Origin of the sequence: Psychroflexus sediminis, assembly GCF_900099815.1 — a bacterium.
Lineage (GTDB): Bacteria > Bacteroidota > Bacteroidia > Flavobacteriales > Flavobacteriaceae > Psychroflexus > Psychroflexus sediminis.
Map to the genome: position 1 here is coordinate 142,290 of NZ_FNCW01000005.1, position 15,900 is coordinate 158,189.

Genomic DNA, 15,900 nt, shown 5'->3' on the forward strand with positions numbered 1-15,900 from the left:
AATGAGTCAAGATGCTATTCGAATTAATAAATATTTGAGTCAAGCTGGATTTTGTTCTAGGCGAGAAGCCGATAAACTTCTTGAACAAGGCCGAGTCACTATAAATGGTGAATTTATTGAAATGGGGACCAAAGTAAACCCAGGAGATCAGGTTTTTGTAGATGGTAATCTCGTAGAAAAGGAGACCGAAGAAAAAGTGTATTTGGCAGTCAACAAACCTAAAGGTGTTGTATGTACCACAAATTCGAAAGTCGAAAGAAACAATATCGTTGATTTTGTAAATTATCCTACTCGTATATTTCCCATCGGCAGATTGGACAAAATGAGTGAAGGACTTATTTTGATGACCAACGATGGTGAAATTGTGAATCATATACTAAGAGCTAGAAATTATCATGATAAGGAATATTTAGTGACCGTAGATAAAACCATTACCGATGAATTTATTCATAAAATGAGAAATGGTGTCCCTATTTTGGATACCATCTCCCGTAAATGTGAGGTCGAAAAGCTTGGTGACAGGAGTTTCAAAATTGTCTTGACGCAAGGCTTAAATCGTCAAATTCGAAGGATGTGTGAAGCTTTAGATTATAGAGTAAGAACTTTGAAGCGTACAAGGATAAAAAACATTAAATTAGACGTGGAAAAAGGTGAATATCGGCACCTAAGCCTCGAAGAAGTAAACGACTTATATCAAAATTAATAACCAAAACCCTTACAGCTTATGGCTTCACTAAATCCCTTCCACCTCGCAGTTCCTGTCAATGATCTTGCAAAAGCCAGAAAATTTTATACCGATACTTTAAGTTTTAAAGAAGGAAGAAATGATATTCATTGGGTTGACTATGATTTCTTTGGCCATCAATTCGTGATACACGAGGACAAAAGTCATCAGCCAAATCCAGATGCGTTCAGTATGGTGGACGGGCATGAAGTCCCTGTTCCTCACTTTGGAGTAGTCCTGGAATGGAAAAGCTTTCATGAATTCGCGAAGCATCTTCAAGAAAAAAACATTGAGTTTGTCATTGAACCATACATCAGGTTCGAGGGAAAGCCAGGTGAACAGGCGACCATGTTTTTCAAAGATCCCAGCGGGAATGCACTTGAGTTCAAAAGCTTTAAAGACATGAACCAAATCTTTGCAAAATAAGATGGAAAAGCTTTCACCCAGACTTGTAAGGCAACTCTTTATCTTATTGATTATATTATCTTTAGGAGGATTGATTTTTGCTGAAATCCTGCCTTACATTTCAGGAGTTTTAGGAGCGATTACGTTTTATGTACTGTTCAAAGGACTTATGCAAAAAATGCTTTCCAAAGGCTGGAATGCCAGCTTAAGCGTAAGTATTTTAATACTTGGATCTTTTATATTGATATTAGTTCCAGTACTGGGTATAATCCTGATGCTATCCTCTAAAGTAAGCAAGGCGATTAAAAATTCTGAAAAAGTTGTAGAAGCTACAAAAGCTCAGCTGGTACAATTAGAAGATCTGACGGGATTTAATATCAGTGAAAAAATAGACAGTTCAGCGGTTACAGACTGGTTATCTAGCAATCTCCAAGGTTTAGCAGGTGGCACTTTCGAAATTTTTATAGCGATAAGTATTATGTACTTTTTATTATACTACATGCTATTAAATCAGAAAAAACTCACCATCTCCATGGAAACTTATATTCCTATAGATGTTGAAAACTTAAAGCTAATAGGATCAGAATCAGCAAAAAAAGTTAAAGCAAATGCTATTGGCATTCCCATGGTCGCTCTTTTTCAGGGAATCATTTCCTTGATTGGTTATTGGATATTTGGCGTCCCTGAAGCTATGTTTTGGTTTGTAATTACGACGATTGGCTCCATGATTCCATTTGTAGGAACCGCCATTGGATTTATTCCTGTCACTTTATTGATGTACTACCAGGGAGATACGTTTGGAGCTATAGGGGTTTTAGCCTACGGCTTAATTGTCGTTGGCTCTTCTGATAATATTGTCAGACTTCTGGTATTAAAACAAATGGCTAATGAACACCCATTGATTACTTTGATAGGCGTGATTATAGGAGTACCTCTATTTGGCTTTATTGGCCTGATTTTTGGACCCTTATTATTATCCTTATTTTTATTAATCGTTATGATCTACAAAAAAGAATACGGAGAATTTGAATCTAATGCTGAAAAAAAATTAAATGAAAATCTTAGGAAAGAAGACGGAAAAGAAAGTGGATGAAGATTTTGTAAAAGAAGGGATCGAAACGGTATCAAACACAGATTTTGAAACTGTATTTGATAAAAAAGATCAACTCTTTGCAAAAATAAATCATCCTGACTGGAAAAAATACAAAGATAAAATCATTTTGATGTTTCAATTTCTGAAGGATGTAAAACAAAAAAAATATACAGACACACCCTGGAGAACGCTGGCAGCAATGATTTTTACCGTGCTATACATCATTAATCCTCTAGACCTGGTCCCAGACTTCATACCTTTCGTAGGATATTTGGACGATCTAACCGTGTTTGGTTTTGTCTTAAAACTTATCGGCAAAGATTTAGAATCTTATGAGGAATGGAGATTGGAACAAAAGTCCACTGTAGAGTAATTTCTTTAAAAAAACGCGTCGAACTTGCAGATGAGCCTTCTTACTGAAGGTTTTTCATCATTTGCATCATTTTCTTACCCCCGCCACCTTGCATCATCTTCATCATTTTGCTCATTTGAGAAAACTGTTTTAGCAATTGGTTGACTTCTTGAACCGATGTTCCTGAGCCTTTACTTATTCTCTTCTTGCGACTGGCATTTATACTTGTTGGATTTTCTCTTTCGTGAGGGGTCATGGAGTGAATCATAGCTTCTATGTGCTTAAAAGCATCATCATCTATATCCATGTTTTTCATCATTTTTCCGGCACCAGGTATCATTCCCATCAAATCCTTCATGCTGCCCATTTTTTTAACCTGCTGGATTTGCTTTAAGAAATCGTCAAATCCAAATTTATCTTTGGCAATTTTCTTTTGGATTTTTCTAGCTTCCTCTTCATCATATTGCTCCTGAGCTCTTTCTACAAGGGAAACGACATCACCCATACCAAGAATACGGTCTGCCATTCTCGATGGATAAAACACATCGATAGCATCCATTTTCTCTCCAGTACCTATGAATTTTATAGGCTTATGCACTACAGATTTGATGGAAATAGCGGCTCCACCACGTGTATCACCGTCTAGTTTTGTAAGGATAACGCCGTCAAAATCAAGAACCTCATTAAAGGTTTTTGCTGTATTTACAGCATCTTGACCAGTCATGGCATCTACTACAAATAATATTTCTTCAGGCTGAATTGCTTTTTTGATGTCTGAAATTTCATTCATCATTACCTCATCTACCGCAAGACGACCAGCGGTATCCAAAATGACAACATTGTGCCCATTTTGTTTGGCGTGGGCGATGGCTGCTTCTGCAATGGCAACTGGATTTTTTTCCTCTTTATTAGAAAAGACCTCGACATCAATCTGCTCTCCTACTACATGCAATTGATCGATAGCAGCTGGCCTGTAAACATCGCATGCCACAAGTAAAGGCTTTTTGGATTTTTTGGTCTTGAGAAAATTTGCCAGCTTACCCGAAAAAGTGGTCTTACCAGAACCTTGCAAACCAGACATCAAGATCACACTTGGATTTCCAGACAAATCGATACCTTCTGCATCTCCACCCATCATCTCAGTTAATTCGTCTTTAACGATTTTAACCATCAATTGATTAGGCTTTAAACTCTTTAGTACATTTTGTCCTAAGGCTTTTTCCTTTACCGTATTGGTAAATTCTTTAGCGATTTTGAAGTTGACATCGGCATCTACCAGTGCTCTTCTCACCTCTTTAAGTGTCTCTGCTACATTTACCTCTGTTATTTGACCATGACCTTTTAATACATGAAAGGCCTTATCTAACTTATCGCTTAAACTATCAAACATATGTTCTATTGAATTTCAGCAAAAATAAGAATTTGAAATCTATTAATGAAGATTTTATATACTAAAAAACCACCTCCAAGGAAGTGGTTATATTTTTATATATAATGCTGATCAACTTTTACAAACTAAAATTATGCGTAACTGTGTCGCTTTCTTTATAGCGCTCTATGGCTTTATTGACGAGATCTTTAGCTTCTTTCTCATCACCCCAGTTCCCTATATTCACCTCTTTATTTTCTAAATCTTTATATGTCCTGAAGAAATGTTCGATCTCTTTGACCGTATGAGGATTAAGATCAGAGAATTTATAAACCTCGTCTCCCATAGGATCCGCCACAGGAACGCATATGATTTTCTCATCTGGACCTTTTTCGTCAGACATATTAAGAACACCAACCGGCCTAACCTCGGCAACGCAGCCTGGCATTACAGGATTGGTGAACAACACAAGTACATCTATTGGATCATTGTCTAAGGCCAAAGTTTCTGGCACAAATCCATAATCTGCTGGGTAGATCATTGAGGTATGCAACATTCTATCAAAACGCATTTGTTTCAAATCAAAATCGTACTCATATTTATTTCTGCTTCCTCTAGGAATCTCTATCAACACATCAAATGTCATAATTGCTATTTTATATAAATTTCAAGGACGGCAAAAATAAGAAAAACTTTGAGTTCTCTATCAACAATGTTTAAATAAAAAAAGTTACCTAAATTTTGAGTTTTATCCTTTTCTTTTTTTGGTCGAATGTAAATTTCACATCTTCCCAGAAGGGAGCTGCGAATGGATTGGGATGTCCAGACATCGTCCAAGGCTCTAAAGGTATTCCATTGCTTTGCATATCCATGCTTTGGTTAGCGTTCAAATCCTGGAATACCGAAATGGCATAGACTCCAAAATCGAGATTTTCAAATTCTACAGTATGCGTTGAGCCTTTCACTTCTATACTTTTTGCCAGAGTGGGTTTCTTAAGAAAATTTTCTTTTTCAAAAACTCCTACGTGAAGTGTGCCTGAAGTATTTTTTATACGTTCAAATTCTACAATAAGCCTTGTTTTCTCTTGAGCTACAAAGCTTTGGTAACTCATCATAACCAGGATTAATGCTAATCTTACTAAATTTTTCATGACTTTAAGGTTTTAAGTTCATTTCAAAAGTAAGATGAGACTTCAGGTTTTTTCCAAAGTTATTGATGACCGGTAGAATATTCCGGATGAACAGTATTCAATCTGTCTGGGATTCCTGGAGACAGGATCAGAAGAAATCGAAGAGTCTCCGCCTCTAAAATTGAAATGAAATAAAAACATTAGGTGTAAACTCCAGGCTTTTTATCCTCACATTTTCTACAGAAGTATTGAAATCATTTAATCTAAAGAATTGCTGGGTGAGGTTAGTACTATTAAACAAATTCAAAATACTAAAACCAGTCCTTATAGATGAATGCTTTAGCTGAAACTGGTAACTGGCGGTCAAGTTGAGTTGGAAATAATCCTTAAGATTACTCGCGTTTGGACTAAGAAAATTAAGTTCCGGGTTAATATCAGGTGTTAAAATAGGGTTTTCTGTATCGATCTCTGTTGTGGGTCTTCCCGCAAAATAGCGTCCACCCAGAGACAAATTAATTTCATCAGCGGTATAATTAATACCAAAGGCAGAACTTTGAGTGATTTCAAAATTATTGGCAAATTGCTGAGGAGAAAAATTCTTGAAATCATAAGTATTGTCCATGAGTGAAAAATTGAACCAGAAATTGAAATCGTCTATTTGCTTTTGAACTAAAAACTCTACCCCGATAACTTCGTAATCTCCATTGAGCTGAAGAAACTCTAATTGATTCTGAAAGCCCTGGCTACCTGTTGAAATTCCTTCTATAACTTTATGGTATACACTGCTTTGAACCAACCATCCCTTTTTGTTGAAATTGACACCTACTTCTATTTGCTGACTATTAATAATGGGGAAATCTTCCTCATCGGCCAGTATCCAGCGCCGTTTTTCCACACCTAAAAAATCCTGCTGCTGGTCTATGACTTGCGTGAGCGTTTGGTTTTTAATTTCGCCCAGCACATTCCATCTCCAGTACCGATTGGCCTGATAACTCAAATTGAACCGGGGTTCAAGTCTAATATCTTCAAAATCTGAATAAAGATTTCCACGTATTCCAAGCCGAGTCCTTAACTTTTTATTTCTGGAATTATACTCCAGTTCAGCAATTCCAGAATGTGTGGTGAGCACGCGCTTTTCTCTTAAAATAACCTCCGGAGAAGTCACTTCATTATCATTCCTCACCCCAACTTCATTGAACTGATAGCCCGTATCTAAATGCAGATACTCCGAAAGCTTATAGGAATCTTTGAGACTGAATTTGAGGTCTAAGACCTGGTTGACCTGCAATACCTCCTGATTGGATAAAACCGATTGATTAAAGGCTTCAAGCCTGTAGAAGGAAGCATTAAAAGCTACAGCTGTCGAGTGCCTTTTATTCCATTTGGTTTTATAACTTAGGTTGGCAAGAAAGTTCCCCTGTTCGAAATCATTACGCTTTTGCTCTGATGTTGTTTCTAAAACTTCGTCGAAAGTAAGTTGATTTTGAATGGCTAAAACATCGAAATTCAATCTATTATCTGCATTGAATTCATAGGCATATTGTAACGAGACGTCGAAGAATTTAAGCTCTTGCTGCGTTGTAATTCTATTATCATTTCCCAGCTGTAAATCTTGAATTTCTGTATTTTGAAACACTTTATCCGTATACCCTTTATAAGTTGGAGATTCAAAAACATCTGTTAAGGATTTTCTAGCCGCAATTTGAAGGTCGGAATTGTCATTCAATTCTAAAAAAACAGCTGCATTTGCACTTAAAAAATCCAATTGAAAAATTCTTCTATAGTCCTGAGAATGTTCCCGCGAAGAAATATCAATGACAGAAGAAACTCCTTCATTGAAAAAAGCTGATCCTCCGTTTTTAATGACTTTGATTTGATGATTTATAAGAGGATTGATAGCTGAAATCATTCCAAAAAAATGGCCGGATTGGTACATTCGAGAACCGTTCCATAAGATGAGATTTTGATCGTGAGTTCCCCCTCTTACATTTATTTGAGCGATGGTTTCATTTGTGTTTACAATACCTGGGACATACTGTAAACTATGTAAAACATCGGCATTAATCAGACCTGGAAGCACACCAAACTCCTGAGGTATTATCTTTAAACTATGGTCTGAATTCAAATAAATACCCTTGGTTAAATATTCTTTTATGATGATTTCATCCAACTCGATTTCTGGATATAAATAAAAAATTTCACAGACCTCCGAAGTTGAAAATTCAAAGCTTCCATCAACATTAAAGTAATTAGGATGTGAATAGTGAAGCTTACCGAGATCTACTGAATCCATAACGAAAACTTTACCAAAAGAATTGGAAAATCCTAAGGTCTGCTTGTTATATATCACTTGAACATCCGCAATCGATTTGCCAGAGGTCGCATCGAAAAAACTTAAGCATTTAAAGGAATGAAGGAAATTTACAGCAACACTTTGCTCTGATATAAAAGTAAAGCTTAGCGGTAATTGCTTCTTTATAAAACCTAAAGCTTCTTCTAAGGAATAAGACTCTCCAGGTGAGAAAACTTCAATATTTTTTAAATCTTCGTGTAAATAATTAAAACTGACTTCAAATTTATTCTCCAGACTAGTTAATAATACAACAAGCTCAATCTTTTTTTGAGATTGAGCTTGGAGATTGTAGCCTGATAAAATCAGGATGGCTACAAAAAAAACTAGAGTACTTAACTTAGAGCTTGACATTATCAACAAAAATAAATTTATTTTCATTGATAATTGTATAATTCATTTGATAAGTTTTACTCAATATGTCCAAAGCCAGAGATAAACTATCTGAAGGCAGTGTTCCCGTAAAACGCTTATCCTCTGTCACGTTTGAAATATCTGTTCTGATTTGATATTCTTTTTCCAATTCATGCATCACTTCAGCAAGACTTACATTTACAAATTGATGTGTTTTTGAAATCCATGATGGCTTTTCACTGTAGACGTTACTTTGTTCAATTTTCACCCCGTTATTATAAGTGATAAACTGACCTTTGGTAAGAATAACCTCTTCTTTTTCATAAGTTACTCTTACGGAACCCTCATAGCAAATGACTTTGAAAAATGAATCCCTTGCTTCTACATCAAATCGAGTTCCCAGTACTTTTACGTTCCCAAGCTCAGTTTTGACTGTAAATGTTTTCCCCTTTGCCACTTCAAAGTAAGCTTGCCCATTAAGTCTTGTCGTTCTATCAAAACTCCAGAACCAATTGTTGAATTGAAATTTACTGGCTTCAGCAAGAAATACTTCAGACTCATCTGGTAATAAAACGGTTTGCTGTGAATTGATTTTCGAAGTAAAGTCCTTCACAGAAAACAAAAATGCTAAAGAAGAAAATCCTAAAATAAGTAAAATTGAAGCTGCAATAGACCAGTTAAATTTTCTTTTATGCGCTTTATTTTGCCTGCTTTTCAATTCTTGAAAAACAGGCTCTTTTCTGAATTCTGGTTTCTGTAACTGAGCAGAATAGAATTTGATTTTTTGTAGCGTTTCAAAACCTTCCGTATCCTTCAGGAGGTCATCGCTAATTTTATTATCAAGCCAATCGGCTAAATTGTAGTTTTCTTTCATCGGTTTAGATTCTATAACTGTAACACCTCAATCTTTAATTACCCTACTTAAAGGCCTCTATTTTTTCTCTCAGACTTTGCAAAGCTTTTTGCATTCGCTTCTCCACAGCTTTCACACTTATGTTTAGAATTTCTGCAATTTCTTTATACGATTTCTCATCTATGCGATGAAGCAGGAAGGCAGTTCGTTGCTTTTCAGACAGGTCCTGAATAGCTCTTTCCAGCTTGAGCTTGAATTCCTGCTCCTCCATTTTATAATCGGGACCCTGATTATTTTCGGTTTGCTGAGGAACGCTATTGGCGTATCTGAGGACCACTTTTTTATGCTTATATCTATTGAGTGAAAGATTATTTGCAACTGTATACAAATATGATTTTGCATTGCTAAGAGGCACCTTTCTACAATTCTCCCATAGTTTTATAAAGGCTTCCTGTACAGACTCTTCAGCCATTTCTCGATTGCCAAATTTGTAATAGAAATAATTATTAATACCTTCAGAATAGGTGTCATAAACGCGTTTATATATCTTTTCTTCGCAAACATTATCAATAAGCTCTTTTTCCATAGACTAAATGTACATTGCTCTTTTACTTTTTAAACAATCAAATACAAACTTACCCTATCTTGAACTTAGGGTAAAATTAAATTTGATTGTTATATATAAGAAGGTTTTTAATAAATTTACAAATGATGAAATATTTTTACCTTTTTATTTTTAGCATCCTATTCACCAGCTGCCAAAATGAAGAATTCTTTGAGCAGGTTGAGGATAATACAAGTTTATCCAGCCAAAGCGAGTTGAGTGATCTCATATCCAGACTAACACAAAATCCTACAGCCTTTGATGATTTCATAGATAAATCCAACAGCCTGAGTCTTGAATTTCCATTTGAAGTTACCATCAATTCCGAAACTTCTTTCAACATTAATAAATTTTCAGATTATGAACTTCTTATCTCTGAATTATCTACTCTCACAGAAGATTACTCTGTAAGTATAAGTTTTCCCGTGGAGGTATCTCTCCCTAATTATGAATTCATCACTTTGCAAAATCAATCTAAATTCAATGCATTGATTGCCAGCGTGGAAGGCAGTTCTGAAATCACATGCTTGACATATGATTTCCCAATTGAAATCAATATTTTTAAGACAGAAAACAGTGTTTCAACACGTCGCAGTATTCGAAATGAAGCTCAATTTTACAACCTGATTAAAAATCTAAAACAAAACAATGGTTTTTACGAAATCCTATACCCCATTTCAATTTCTATCGATGGAGAATCACAATCTATATCTTCAAACACAGACCTTAACACAGCCATTCAAAACCTTGATGAAGACTGTTTTAATCCATCATTCTTAACCAATAAATTTTCGAGATTAAATCGCTTTGTGGAATTTATTAACTCAGGTGAATTTAGAATCGCTAATTATATAACTGATACTGGTGAAAATGAAACTTTAGATTATGAAGATTTTAGATTCACATTTAATCCAAATAACAGCATTTCAGTTGAAAACATAGCCACGGGAGAATCCTTTTCTGGTCATTGGGAAATAGAGATTGATGATGATGAGCTTGTTTTTGATTTGGATTTTGATGGAAATGATATTTTAGATAATTTAAATGATGACTGGATCATAGAAGGATTTGCTAACCCGATTAGAATTTTACTAAAAGATGATCATAATGCGGGAGAAAACACTACTTTAATTTTTGAAAAAATCTAAAGATCAGCTTTTATGGATAATGAAAAACCTTCTCAGGACGATTTAAAATCAAAGTTGAAAACCATATCTATTATTTTCTATATTTTTTTAATCACTTGGCTAGTCTTTATTGGATTTATAATTTTTAACCTGGTAAGCGGAAAAGAAACTACGAGTTTATTTATCGGCACAATCCCCATAGTAGCCATTCTTATTATTTTAAGTCAGATCAAATCTAAAATCAAGAAAGAAATTAATTACTAAATACGTTGTACAACTGCTTAGTAAAAAACTTCCTAAGAGATTGAGAAGTTTTTTTTATGTCTAAAGATCAATTTAAATGCAGCTTATTTTTGTATTATTTCTGACTTTAAAAAAACAGCTGAAGAGTAACTTTAAACTCATCTAACTTTGCCTGACTGTATCACTTTTTTAGCTCCCTGTTCTTCAGCAGTGCAGTAACTACTGACTAGGCTTACATCATTTAATTGGAGCCTTTTTCTTGATCTAGTCAAGCTTAGGTTTTATTTTCTAGCCATTCTGAATGCTGTCTTTAAACTTTACAGCTCTTGAACCTCAATTAAAATTCGGATCAAGCCTTCGCTTCAGGCTAAGAAGAAGCCTTAAGCAAACTGAGCTGATATTTAATTGTTCACTCCTAAAGCTGACTCTCTGACCAGGACAACAGATTCTGAAAAAATTTTATAAAAAAATCCCTGACACGAGAGTGTCAGGGATTTTAAAATTGAGATCTAAACTTTAATTAATCATCAGAAAGATCTACATAATCTTTGATGGCCTCTTTTATTCTATTGGCCAACTCCCTGTTACCATCATTGTCTTCCGGACTGATTTCTATTATTCCATTTCCATTATTATCCGTGGCATTTGAGAGGTCTACCAGATTGAAAACAGTAACTAAATCAAATTCGAAAACTACGGCATTATTGTTGTCTTCTGTGATGATGAGGTTTTGACCTGCATCTTCGTAATCTACTTCAAATTCTTCACTGAAGGTATGGAAAAATTCAAATGCTATACCGGAAACAGTTCCTCTCATCAAAATTGACTTTTGATAAAGATCGCTCATCGGATTTTCACTTCTATCCATTTCAAATTCTACTTCATCATATTCTCCTACCGGGATTTCTACTTCAATAACGTTTACTACGCCTGAGCTTAAATTGAGTTCGAATGGACCGGTCAATTCAAAATCGTCTTCGAAATCATATCTGTCATCATCCCCTTCATTATCGTCATCATCTTCATTTTCACAGCCCTCATCATCGATTTCTGTAGCATAAACGCTAAAATCACTCCTGAAGTAAATTTCGGTGCCGCTCTGTAATTCAATTTCATATTTATAAGGATCATCCTCGTCATCCTCATCTTCTAATTCTCCCTGACAAAAAGCATCGTTTGGATAATTTTCTTCGAGGTAAGTTGTAATTTCACTAGGCAGTTCATCAAAGTTAAGACTGTCATCCTCGTCATCTGAACTCGCTGAAGAATCCCCTGAAATTCCAAATCCTTCAGCAAATTCCAATTCAATATTTCTAATATTGATAAAAAATTCTGAAATTTCAACATCTGAAGATGCTTTACCCAGACTCGCTGTACTAAGTTTGGCTTCACTTGCTGTAGTAGCATCAGTGGTAGCTGTAGCTCTAATTTCTAAATTTGATTTTTGTACAAATTCCTCATCAGGATTTGAATCCTCTGTTGAACAGGAAAATAGCAGTGCCATTGCTAATATTCCTGCTACTGGTTTTAAAATTTTCATAGCTTAAAGGTTTTATTGTTTTGCTATAAAACAACACTAAAGACCCCTACCCTAGGTTCAGTTTATTTTTTTCTTCTAAAAACTAAATCCAAAACCTCCCGTTACGCCAAAATTTCTGGCTTCTGGCAAATCTTTATAATTTCCTCTAAAGTGAAAATCAATTCTTAAAATTCTGAATATATTGTCGATACCTAGGCTGTAAGACCAGTAGGGTTCTTTATCGGGTGCTCTCAAAACAGGAATGCTCGAAGAAGCATTAAGCAACTGATTTTCTTCTGAAATACTTCCGGATACAGCTCTTACTGAAATCACCTCTCTTAAATCTAAATCTCTTAAAAGAGGAATTCTAGAGAAAAATCTTCCGTTAAAATTATGCTCAAAATTGACACTTAAATAGGTGTCTGTAACAAAATCGTAAAAATCTAATAGGGGAAAAGTTCCTTGAATCGTAAAAAGGGTTTGATTTCCAGGTACGATATCCAGTAAACTTAATGGAACTGCTCCAAAGGTTTTTCCTACTTCCACATTGGAAACAAATTCGCCAAAACCACCAATCTGTATAGGCTGCCTGTAATAAAATTGGATTTTCTCATAATCAAAATCAGACCTGGTGATATTTCCTAATCCTTTGGTATAATTGAGAAAAAACTCAGGATATTCGCCATCATTAACTGTAATTCGCTCGACCCCATACCCTGTAGTTTTACGTCCAGGAGAAAATTGAATGATCGAAGATATTTCGACTTGCTCGGTTACAGCTTTGGTTTCCGTTCGCTGCGGATCGGTGTAATAGGCAAGACTAAACTGGTCTGATGCGGATTCTAATTTTTTGAAATTACCTTCAAATCTCAATATAAAATTCTGAAAAGCCTCAAAACTCAAGTTAAGGCTGGTAAGATTGATACTAGTCAGATTGGTATTGGAGCCCACTGTAAGGACAGAAGAAGAAGCTAAGTTTCTACCTAATACATCCGTAGTATTGGTTAGGCTAGCTCCCAGCTGCTCAACATCTCTCCGGTTTCCTGCCCCAATGATAAGTCTGATTATTGGATCTACCATCCATTTCCCTGATAAACCATATTTGAATTTATCATCTTTAAATCCATAGGCCAAAAACCCTTGTAATCTCCACATGTCGTTTTGTGAAAAGTAGGTCCTTCCTCCTGCTCTTAGCCGGACACCCTCTACGTCGTTATATCCAAAAGTGGAAAAGACTGGTCCAAAATCCCAACCTTTCTTTTCCCAATATCCTGTAGCCAGTATAGTCCCTATATTATAGATTCGCTTAAAAGCGTCTACCGTTTTTAGAGTGTCAAGCATTTTATAGACCTGTTGTTCATCTTTATTTAGGTCTTCCTGTCTGTTTTGAGCCCAAAAGTCATCATCTCTGTTATAGACTTTTTCATTAAAGACTTCTGGTTCATATTTGTAAAACGATTTTGCTTTAGGCTGATCGAACACATAATTATCATAAAGCGTCGTCCGTTTACCGTAAACACCCCGCGAATCTTCCTCTTTGTTGAAGGAAAAATCTGTCATAAATAAGTCTTTGGTAATCAAGAAAACCGAATCGTTAAGGACATCAAATTCTTGTTCTATATACACATCCTTCACCCAATTGATGTTGGCCCCTTTAGCCATTGAAAGGTTGATTTTTTTTATAGCCCAAGTCGTATCATTTACCCAAAAATCACCTTTGAAGTTCAATTCGCCTTCTCTTCTGGGATAAAATACGATATTGTAAGACCATTTATCTCCAATAAAAGTACTATCGGTCAATACATAGTTGTAATTATCTATTCCTGTTGTAGATAATGGACCCACGAAACTCTTATCGAAAAATTTGAGATAATTATCGTAGATATTATATTCGGCATAAAGGTCTTTGATGAAAGCAATAAGGCTTTGATTGTTGCTAAATCCTGCATTTTTATTTCCTGTCAGTATTTCTTTTTCAACCCCTGAATTGTTATTGCCATAGACTTTATACGTGGCCTCATTGAGAAAAATAGGCAGGTAGGTTTTACCTGTCACCGTATTGGTATCCAAATCATCAAAAATGAACTCCATACCGTTAAACACTCTGGAATTTATAAGAGAACTATCTATAGTATTCAAGTCAAATTCCAGCTTTTCGTACTTATCGTATTGGTAATGATCGAATTTTTTGATCCCGTTATCGCGCTTATTCTTCCATATTTTTCTAAGAATATCAATTGCAGGATTATTTTTTTTAGAAGTCTTTCCTGAATAGATCATGACCTCACTTAATTCTGAGGAATTTTCCTCAAGCTCAACTTCAATATTATAGGTAGTTCTTCGGTCCAGAGGGTATGTTAAAGTTTCAAACCCCATAAAGGAAAACTCCAAAACGGAATAGTCATTTTCAGATTGCAGGTAAAATTTCCCGTTTTCATCAGAAATGGTTCCTTCAGAGGAATTTGAAAAATAGACGTTTACATACGGGATCGGGTTTCCGTAAGTGTCTTTTACATAGCCACTTACTTTAGTCTGACCAAAAGAAACAAAAGATAGGAATAGTAATAAAAGGTTCAGTATGTGTTTCATTAATCAAAAAAAGCTTCAAATGTAATTTTATACAAATGAAGCTTAATTTATAATTTGATTTATGTTAAATGTATAAAACTTTTTTAACTGCTTTTATAACATCATCGCTATTAGGTAACCACTCTTTCAAAAGACCTGGTGAATAAGGTGCAGGAGTATCTGCTGTATTGAGTTTTATAATGGGAGCATCCAGATAATCGAAAGCTTCATTTTGAACTTTATAAGTAATTTCAGTTGCTACATTTCCGAAAGGCCAGGCTTCTTCTAAAATTACCAGTCTATTAGTTTTCTTTACTGAATTTAAGATGGCCTCATAATCCATAGGCCTTACCGTTCTTAAATCAATAATCTCACAGGAGATATCCTCTTTTTCAAGTTCCTCTGCTGCTTTATAAGCTTCTTTTATAATCTTTCCAAAAGAAACTATAGTGACATCTGTGCCCTCTCTTTTAATATCGGCTTTCCCTAGAGGAATCGTGTATTCTTCTTCGGGAACTTCTCCTTTATCACCATACATTTGCTCGCTTTCCATAAAGATTACGGGGTCGTTATCCCTGATGGAGGATTTCAAAAGTCCCTTGGCATCATAAGGATTGGAAGGAATCACCACTTTCAGTCCCGGAGTATTTGCAAACCAGTTTTCGAAAGCCTGAGAATGCGTAGCTCCAAGCTGACCAGCAGACCCGGTAGGACCTCTAAACACAATAGGAATATTGAACTGCCCACCAGACATCTGTCTCATTTTGGCGGCATTGTTAATGATTTGATCTATTCCAACCAATGAAAAGTTGAAGGTCATAAATTCAATGATAGGACGGTTGCCATTCATCGCAGAACCAATACCTATTCCAGAAAAACCTAGTTCTGAAATGGGAGTATCGATAACTCTCTTTTCACCAAATTCATCCAGCATACCCTTGGATGCTTTATAAGCGCCATTATACTCTGCCACTTCCTCCCCCATCAGGTAGATGGATTCATCGGCACGCATCTCTTCACTCATTGCTTCTACAATAGCTTCTCTAAACTGAATTGTCCTCATTTATGTGTATTTACCTTTGTTAAAAAAAGAAAGACAAAAATAGTAATTCAAATTTCTATATCCCATAAGAATCTTATAAAAATTTTATTATGCATGCATAGTATTTTTGTCCTAAAACTACTATATTTGTCATATTCAAGAAAAAA

General features: G+C 35.4%; 15 protein-coding genes. 6 read left to right on the forward strand and 9 right to left on the reverse strand.

Features of this window, described 5'->3' with window-relative positions; all coding sequences use genetic code 11:
• Window position 1: 1 nt before the first annotated feature.
• The 4 genes from BLP81_RS06390 to BLP81_RS06405 are packed head-to-tail and all read left to right on the forward strand — an operon-like array spanning window position 2 to window position 2,595.
• Complete coding sequence (locus BLP81_RS06390) at window positions 2-703, forward strand: pseudouridine synthase (protein WP_093367623.1); 702 nt, start codon at window positions 2-4, stop codon at window positions 701-703.
• A gap of 21 nt (window positions 704-724) precedes the next feature.
• The gene (locus tag BLP81_RS06395; RefSeq protein ID WP_093367286.1) at window positions 725-1,150 is read left to right on the forward strand and encodes a VOC family protein; all 426 of its coding nucleotides are present in this window, start codon (window positions 725-727) and stop codon (window positions 1,148-1,150) included.
• A gap of 1 nt (window position 1,151) precedes the next feature.
• Window positions 1,152-2,222, forward strand: a complete 1,071-nt coding sequence (locus BLP81_RS06400) for an AI-2E family transporter (RefSeq protein WP_093367288.1) — start codon at window positions 1,152-1,154, stop codon at window positions 2,220-2,222.
• On the forward strand, window positions 2,182-2,595 hold the full coding sequence (locus BLP81_RS06405; protein WP_093367291.1) for a YkvA family protein: 414 nt from the start codon (window positions 2,182-2,184) through the stop codon (window positions 2,593-2,595). Before BLP81_RS06400 ends, BLP81_RS06405 begins: the two co-directional genes overlap by 41 nt.
• A gap of 40 nt (window positions 2,596-2,635) precedes the next feature.
• Here BLP81_RS06405 and ffh read toward each other — a convergent pair whose 3' ends face one another.
• The 6 genes from ffh to BLP81_RS06435 all read right to left on the reverse strand — a co-directional run bounded on the left by ffh (window position 2,636) and on the right by BLP81_RS06435 (window position 9,216).
• On the reverse strand, window positions 2,636-3,964 hold the full coding sequence (ffh, locus tag BLP81_RS06410) for a signal recognition particle protein (protein WP_093367294.1): 1,329 nt from the start codon (window positions 3,962-3,964) through the stop codon (window positions 2,636-2,638).
• A 118-nt stretch (window positions 3,965-4,082) separates the two neighbouring features.
• Window positions 4,083-4,589, reverse strand: a complete 507-nt coding sequence (locus tag BLP81_RS06415; protein ID WP_093367297.1) for an inorganic diphosphatase — start codon at window positions 4,587-4,589, stop codon at window positions 4,083-4,085.
• 88 nt (window positions 4,590-4,677) lie between these two features.
• Window positions 4,678-5,094 (reverse strand): DUF2141 domain-containing protein, encoded by a 417-nt coding sequence (locus BLP81_RS06420; protein WP_093367300.1) that lies wholly within the window; start codon window positions 5,092-5,094, stop codon window positions 4,678-4,680.
• Window positions 5,095-5,248: 154 nt separating this feature from the next.
• On the reverse strand, window positions 5,249-7,777 hold the full coding sequence (locus tag BLP81_RS06425; protein WP_093367303.1) for a TonB-dependent receptor plug domain-containing protein: 2,529 nt from the start codon (window positions 7,775-7,777) through the stop codon (window positions 5,249-5,251).
• A complete protein-coding gene (locus BLP81_RS06430; protein WP_093367306.1) occupies window positions 7,764-8,651 on the reverse strand; it encodes a FecR family protein in 888 nt (295 codons plus the stop codon). Before BLP81_RS06430 ends, BLP81_RS06425 begins: the two co-directional genes overlap by 14 nt.
• 43 nt (window positions 8,652-8,694) lie before the next feature.
• Entirely contained in the window at window positions 8,695-9,216 is a 522-nt protein-coding gene (locus BLP81_RS06435) for an RNA polymerase sigma factor (RefSeq protein WP_093367309.1), read from the reverse strand.
• Window positions 9,217-9,341: 125 nt separating this feature from the next.
• On the opposite strand from BLP81_RS06435, the gene BLP81_RS06440 reads away from it, so the two are divergent.
• Both BLP81_RS06440 and BLP81_RS06445 read left to right on the forward strand, forming a co-directional pair.
• Window positions 9,342-10,382 carry a hypothetical protein gene (locus tag BLP81_RS06440; RefSeq protein ID WP_093367312.1) on the forward strand — a complete coding sequence of 347 codons (1,041 nt, stop codon included), beginning with the start codon at window positions 9,342-9,344 and terminating at the stop codon, window positions 10,380-10,382.
• Window positions 10,383-10,394: 12 nt separating this feature from the next.
• Window positions 10,395-10,625, forward strand: a complete 231-nt coding sequence (locus BLP81_RS06445) for a hypothetical protein (RefSeq protein ID WP_093367315.1) — start codon at window positions 10,395-10,397, stop codon at window positions 10,623-10,625.
• A 499-nt stretch (window positions 10,626-11,124) separates the two neighbouring features.
• Here BLP81_RS06445 and BLP81_RS06450 read toward each other — a convergent pair whose 3' ends face one another.
• The 3 genes from BLP81_RS06450 to BLP81_RS06460 all read right to left on the reverse strand — a co-directional run bounded on the left by BLP81_RS06450 (window position 11,125) and on the right by BLP81_RS06460 (window position 15,754).
• On the reverse strand, window positions 11,125-12,144 hold the full coding sequence (locus BLP81_RS06450; RefSeq protein ID WP_093367318.1) for a hypothetical protein: 1,020 nt from the start codon (window positions 12,142-12,144) through the stop codon (window positions 11,125-11,127).
• A 75-nt stretch (window positions 12,145-12,219) separates the two neighbouring features.
• Window positions 12,220-14,712, reverse strand: a complete 2,493-nt coding sequence (locus tag BLP81_RS06455) for a DUF5686 and carboxypeptidase-like regulatory domain-containing protein (protein WP_093367321.1) — start codon at window positions 14,710-14,712, stop codon at window positions 12,220-12,222.
• Between the two features lie 64 nt (window positions 14,713-14,776).
• Window positions 14,777-15,754: a pyruvate dehydrogenase complex E1 component subunit beta gene (locus BLP81_RS06460; RefSeq protein WP_093367324.1), complete on the reverse strand. Its 978-nt coding sequence runs from the start codon at window positions 15,752-15,754 to the stop codon at window positions 14,777-14,779.
• Window positions 15,755-15,900: the final 146 nt, after the last annotated feature.

Coding starts and splice junctions, on each gene's coding strand:
- BLP81_RS06460 (WP_093367324.1), bottom strand. CDS start 15,754: ATGAGGACAATTCAGTTTAGAGAAGCTATTGTAGAAGCAATGAGTGAA.
- ffh (WP_093367294.1), bottom strand. CDS start 3,964: ATGTTTGATAGTTTAAGCGATAAGTTAGATAAGGCCTTTCATGTATTA.
- BLP81_RS06390 (WP_093367623.1), top strand. CDS start 2: ATGAGTCAAGATGCTATTCGAATTAATAAATATTTGAGTCAAGCTGGA.
- BLP81_RS06450 (WP_093367318.1), bottom strand. CDS start 12,144: ATGAAAATTTTAAAACCAGTAGCAGGAATATTAGCAATGGCACTGCTA.
- BLP81_RS06400 (WP_093367288.1), top strand. CDS start 1,152: ATGGAAAAGCTTTCACCCAGACTTGTAAGGCAACTCTTTATCTTATTG.
- BLP81_RS06425 (WP_093367303.1), bottom strand. CDS start 7,777: ATGTCAAGCTCTAAGTTAAGTACTCTAGTTTTTTTTGTAGCCATCCTG.
- BLP81_RS06395 (WP_093367286.1), top strand. CDS start 725: ATGGCTTCACTAAATCCCTTCCACCTCGCAGTTCCTGTCAATGATCTT.
- BLP81_RS06445 (WP_093367315.1), top strand. CDS start 10,395: ATGGATAATGAAAAACCTTCTCAGGACGATTTAAAATCAAAGTTGAAA.
- BLP81_RS06420 (WP_093367300.1), bottom strand. CDS start 5,094: ATGAAAAATTTAGTAAGATTAGCATTAATCCTGGTTATGATGAGTTAC.
- BLP81_RS06455 (WP_093367321.1), bottom strand. CDS start 14,712: ATGAAACACATACTGAACCTTTTATTACTATTCCTATCTTTTGTTTCT.
- BLP81_RS06405 (WP_093367291.1), top strand. CDS start 2,182: ATGAAAATCTTAGGAAAGAAGACGGAAAAGAAAGTGGATGAAGATTTT.
- BLP81_RS06435 (WP_093367309.1), bottom strand. CDS start 9,216: ATGGAAAAAGAGCTTATTGATAATGTTTGCGAAGAAAAGATATATAAA.
- BLP81_RS06415 (WP_093367297.1), bottom strand. CDS start 4,589: ATGACATTTGATGTGTTGATAGAGATTCCTAGAGGAAGCAGAAATAAA.
- BLP81_RS06430 (WP_093367306.1), bottom strand. CDS start 8,651: ATGAAAGAAAACTACAATTTAGCCGATTGGCTTGATAATAAAATTAGC.
- BLP81_RS06440 (WP_093367312.1), top strand. CDS start 9,342: ATGAAATATTTTTACCTTTTTATTTTTAGCATCCTATTCACCAGCTGC.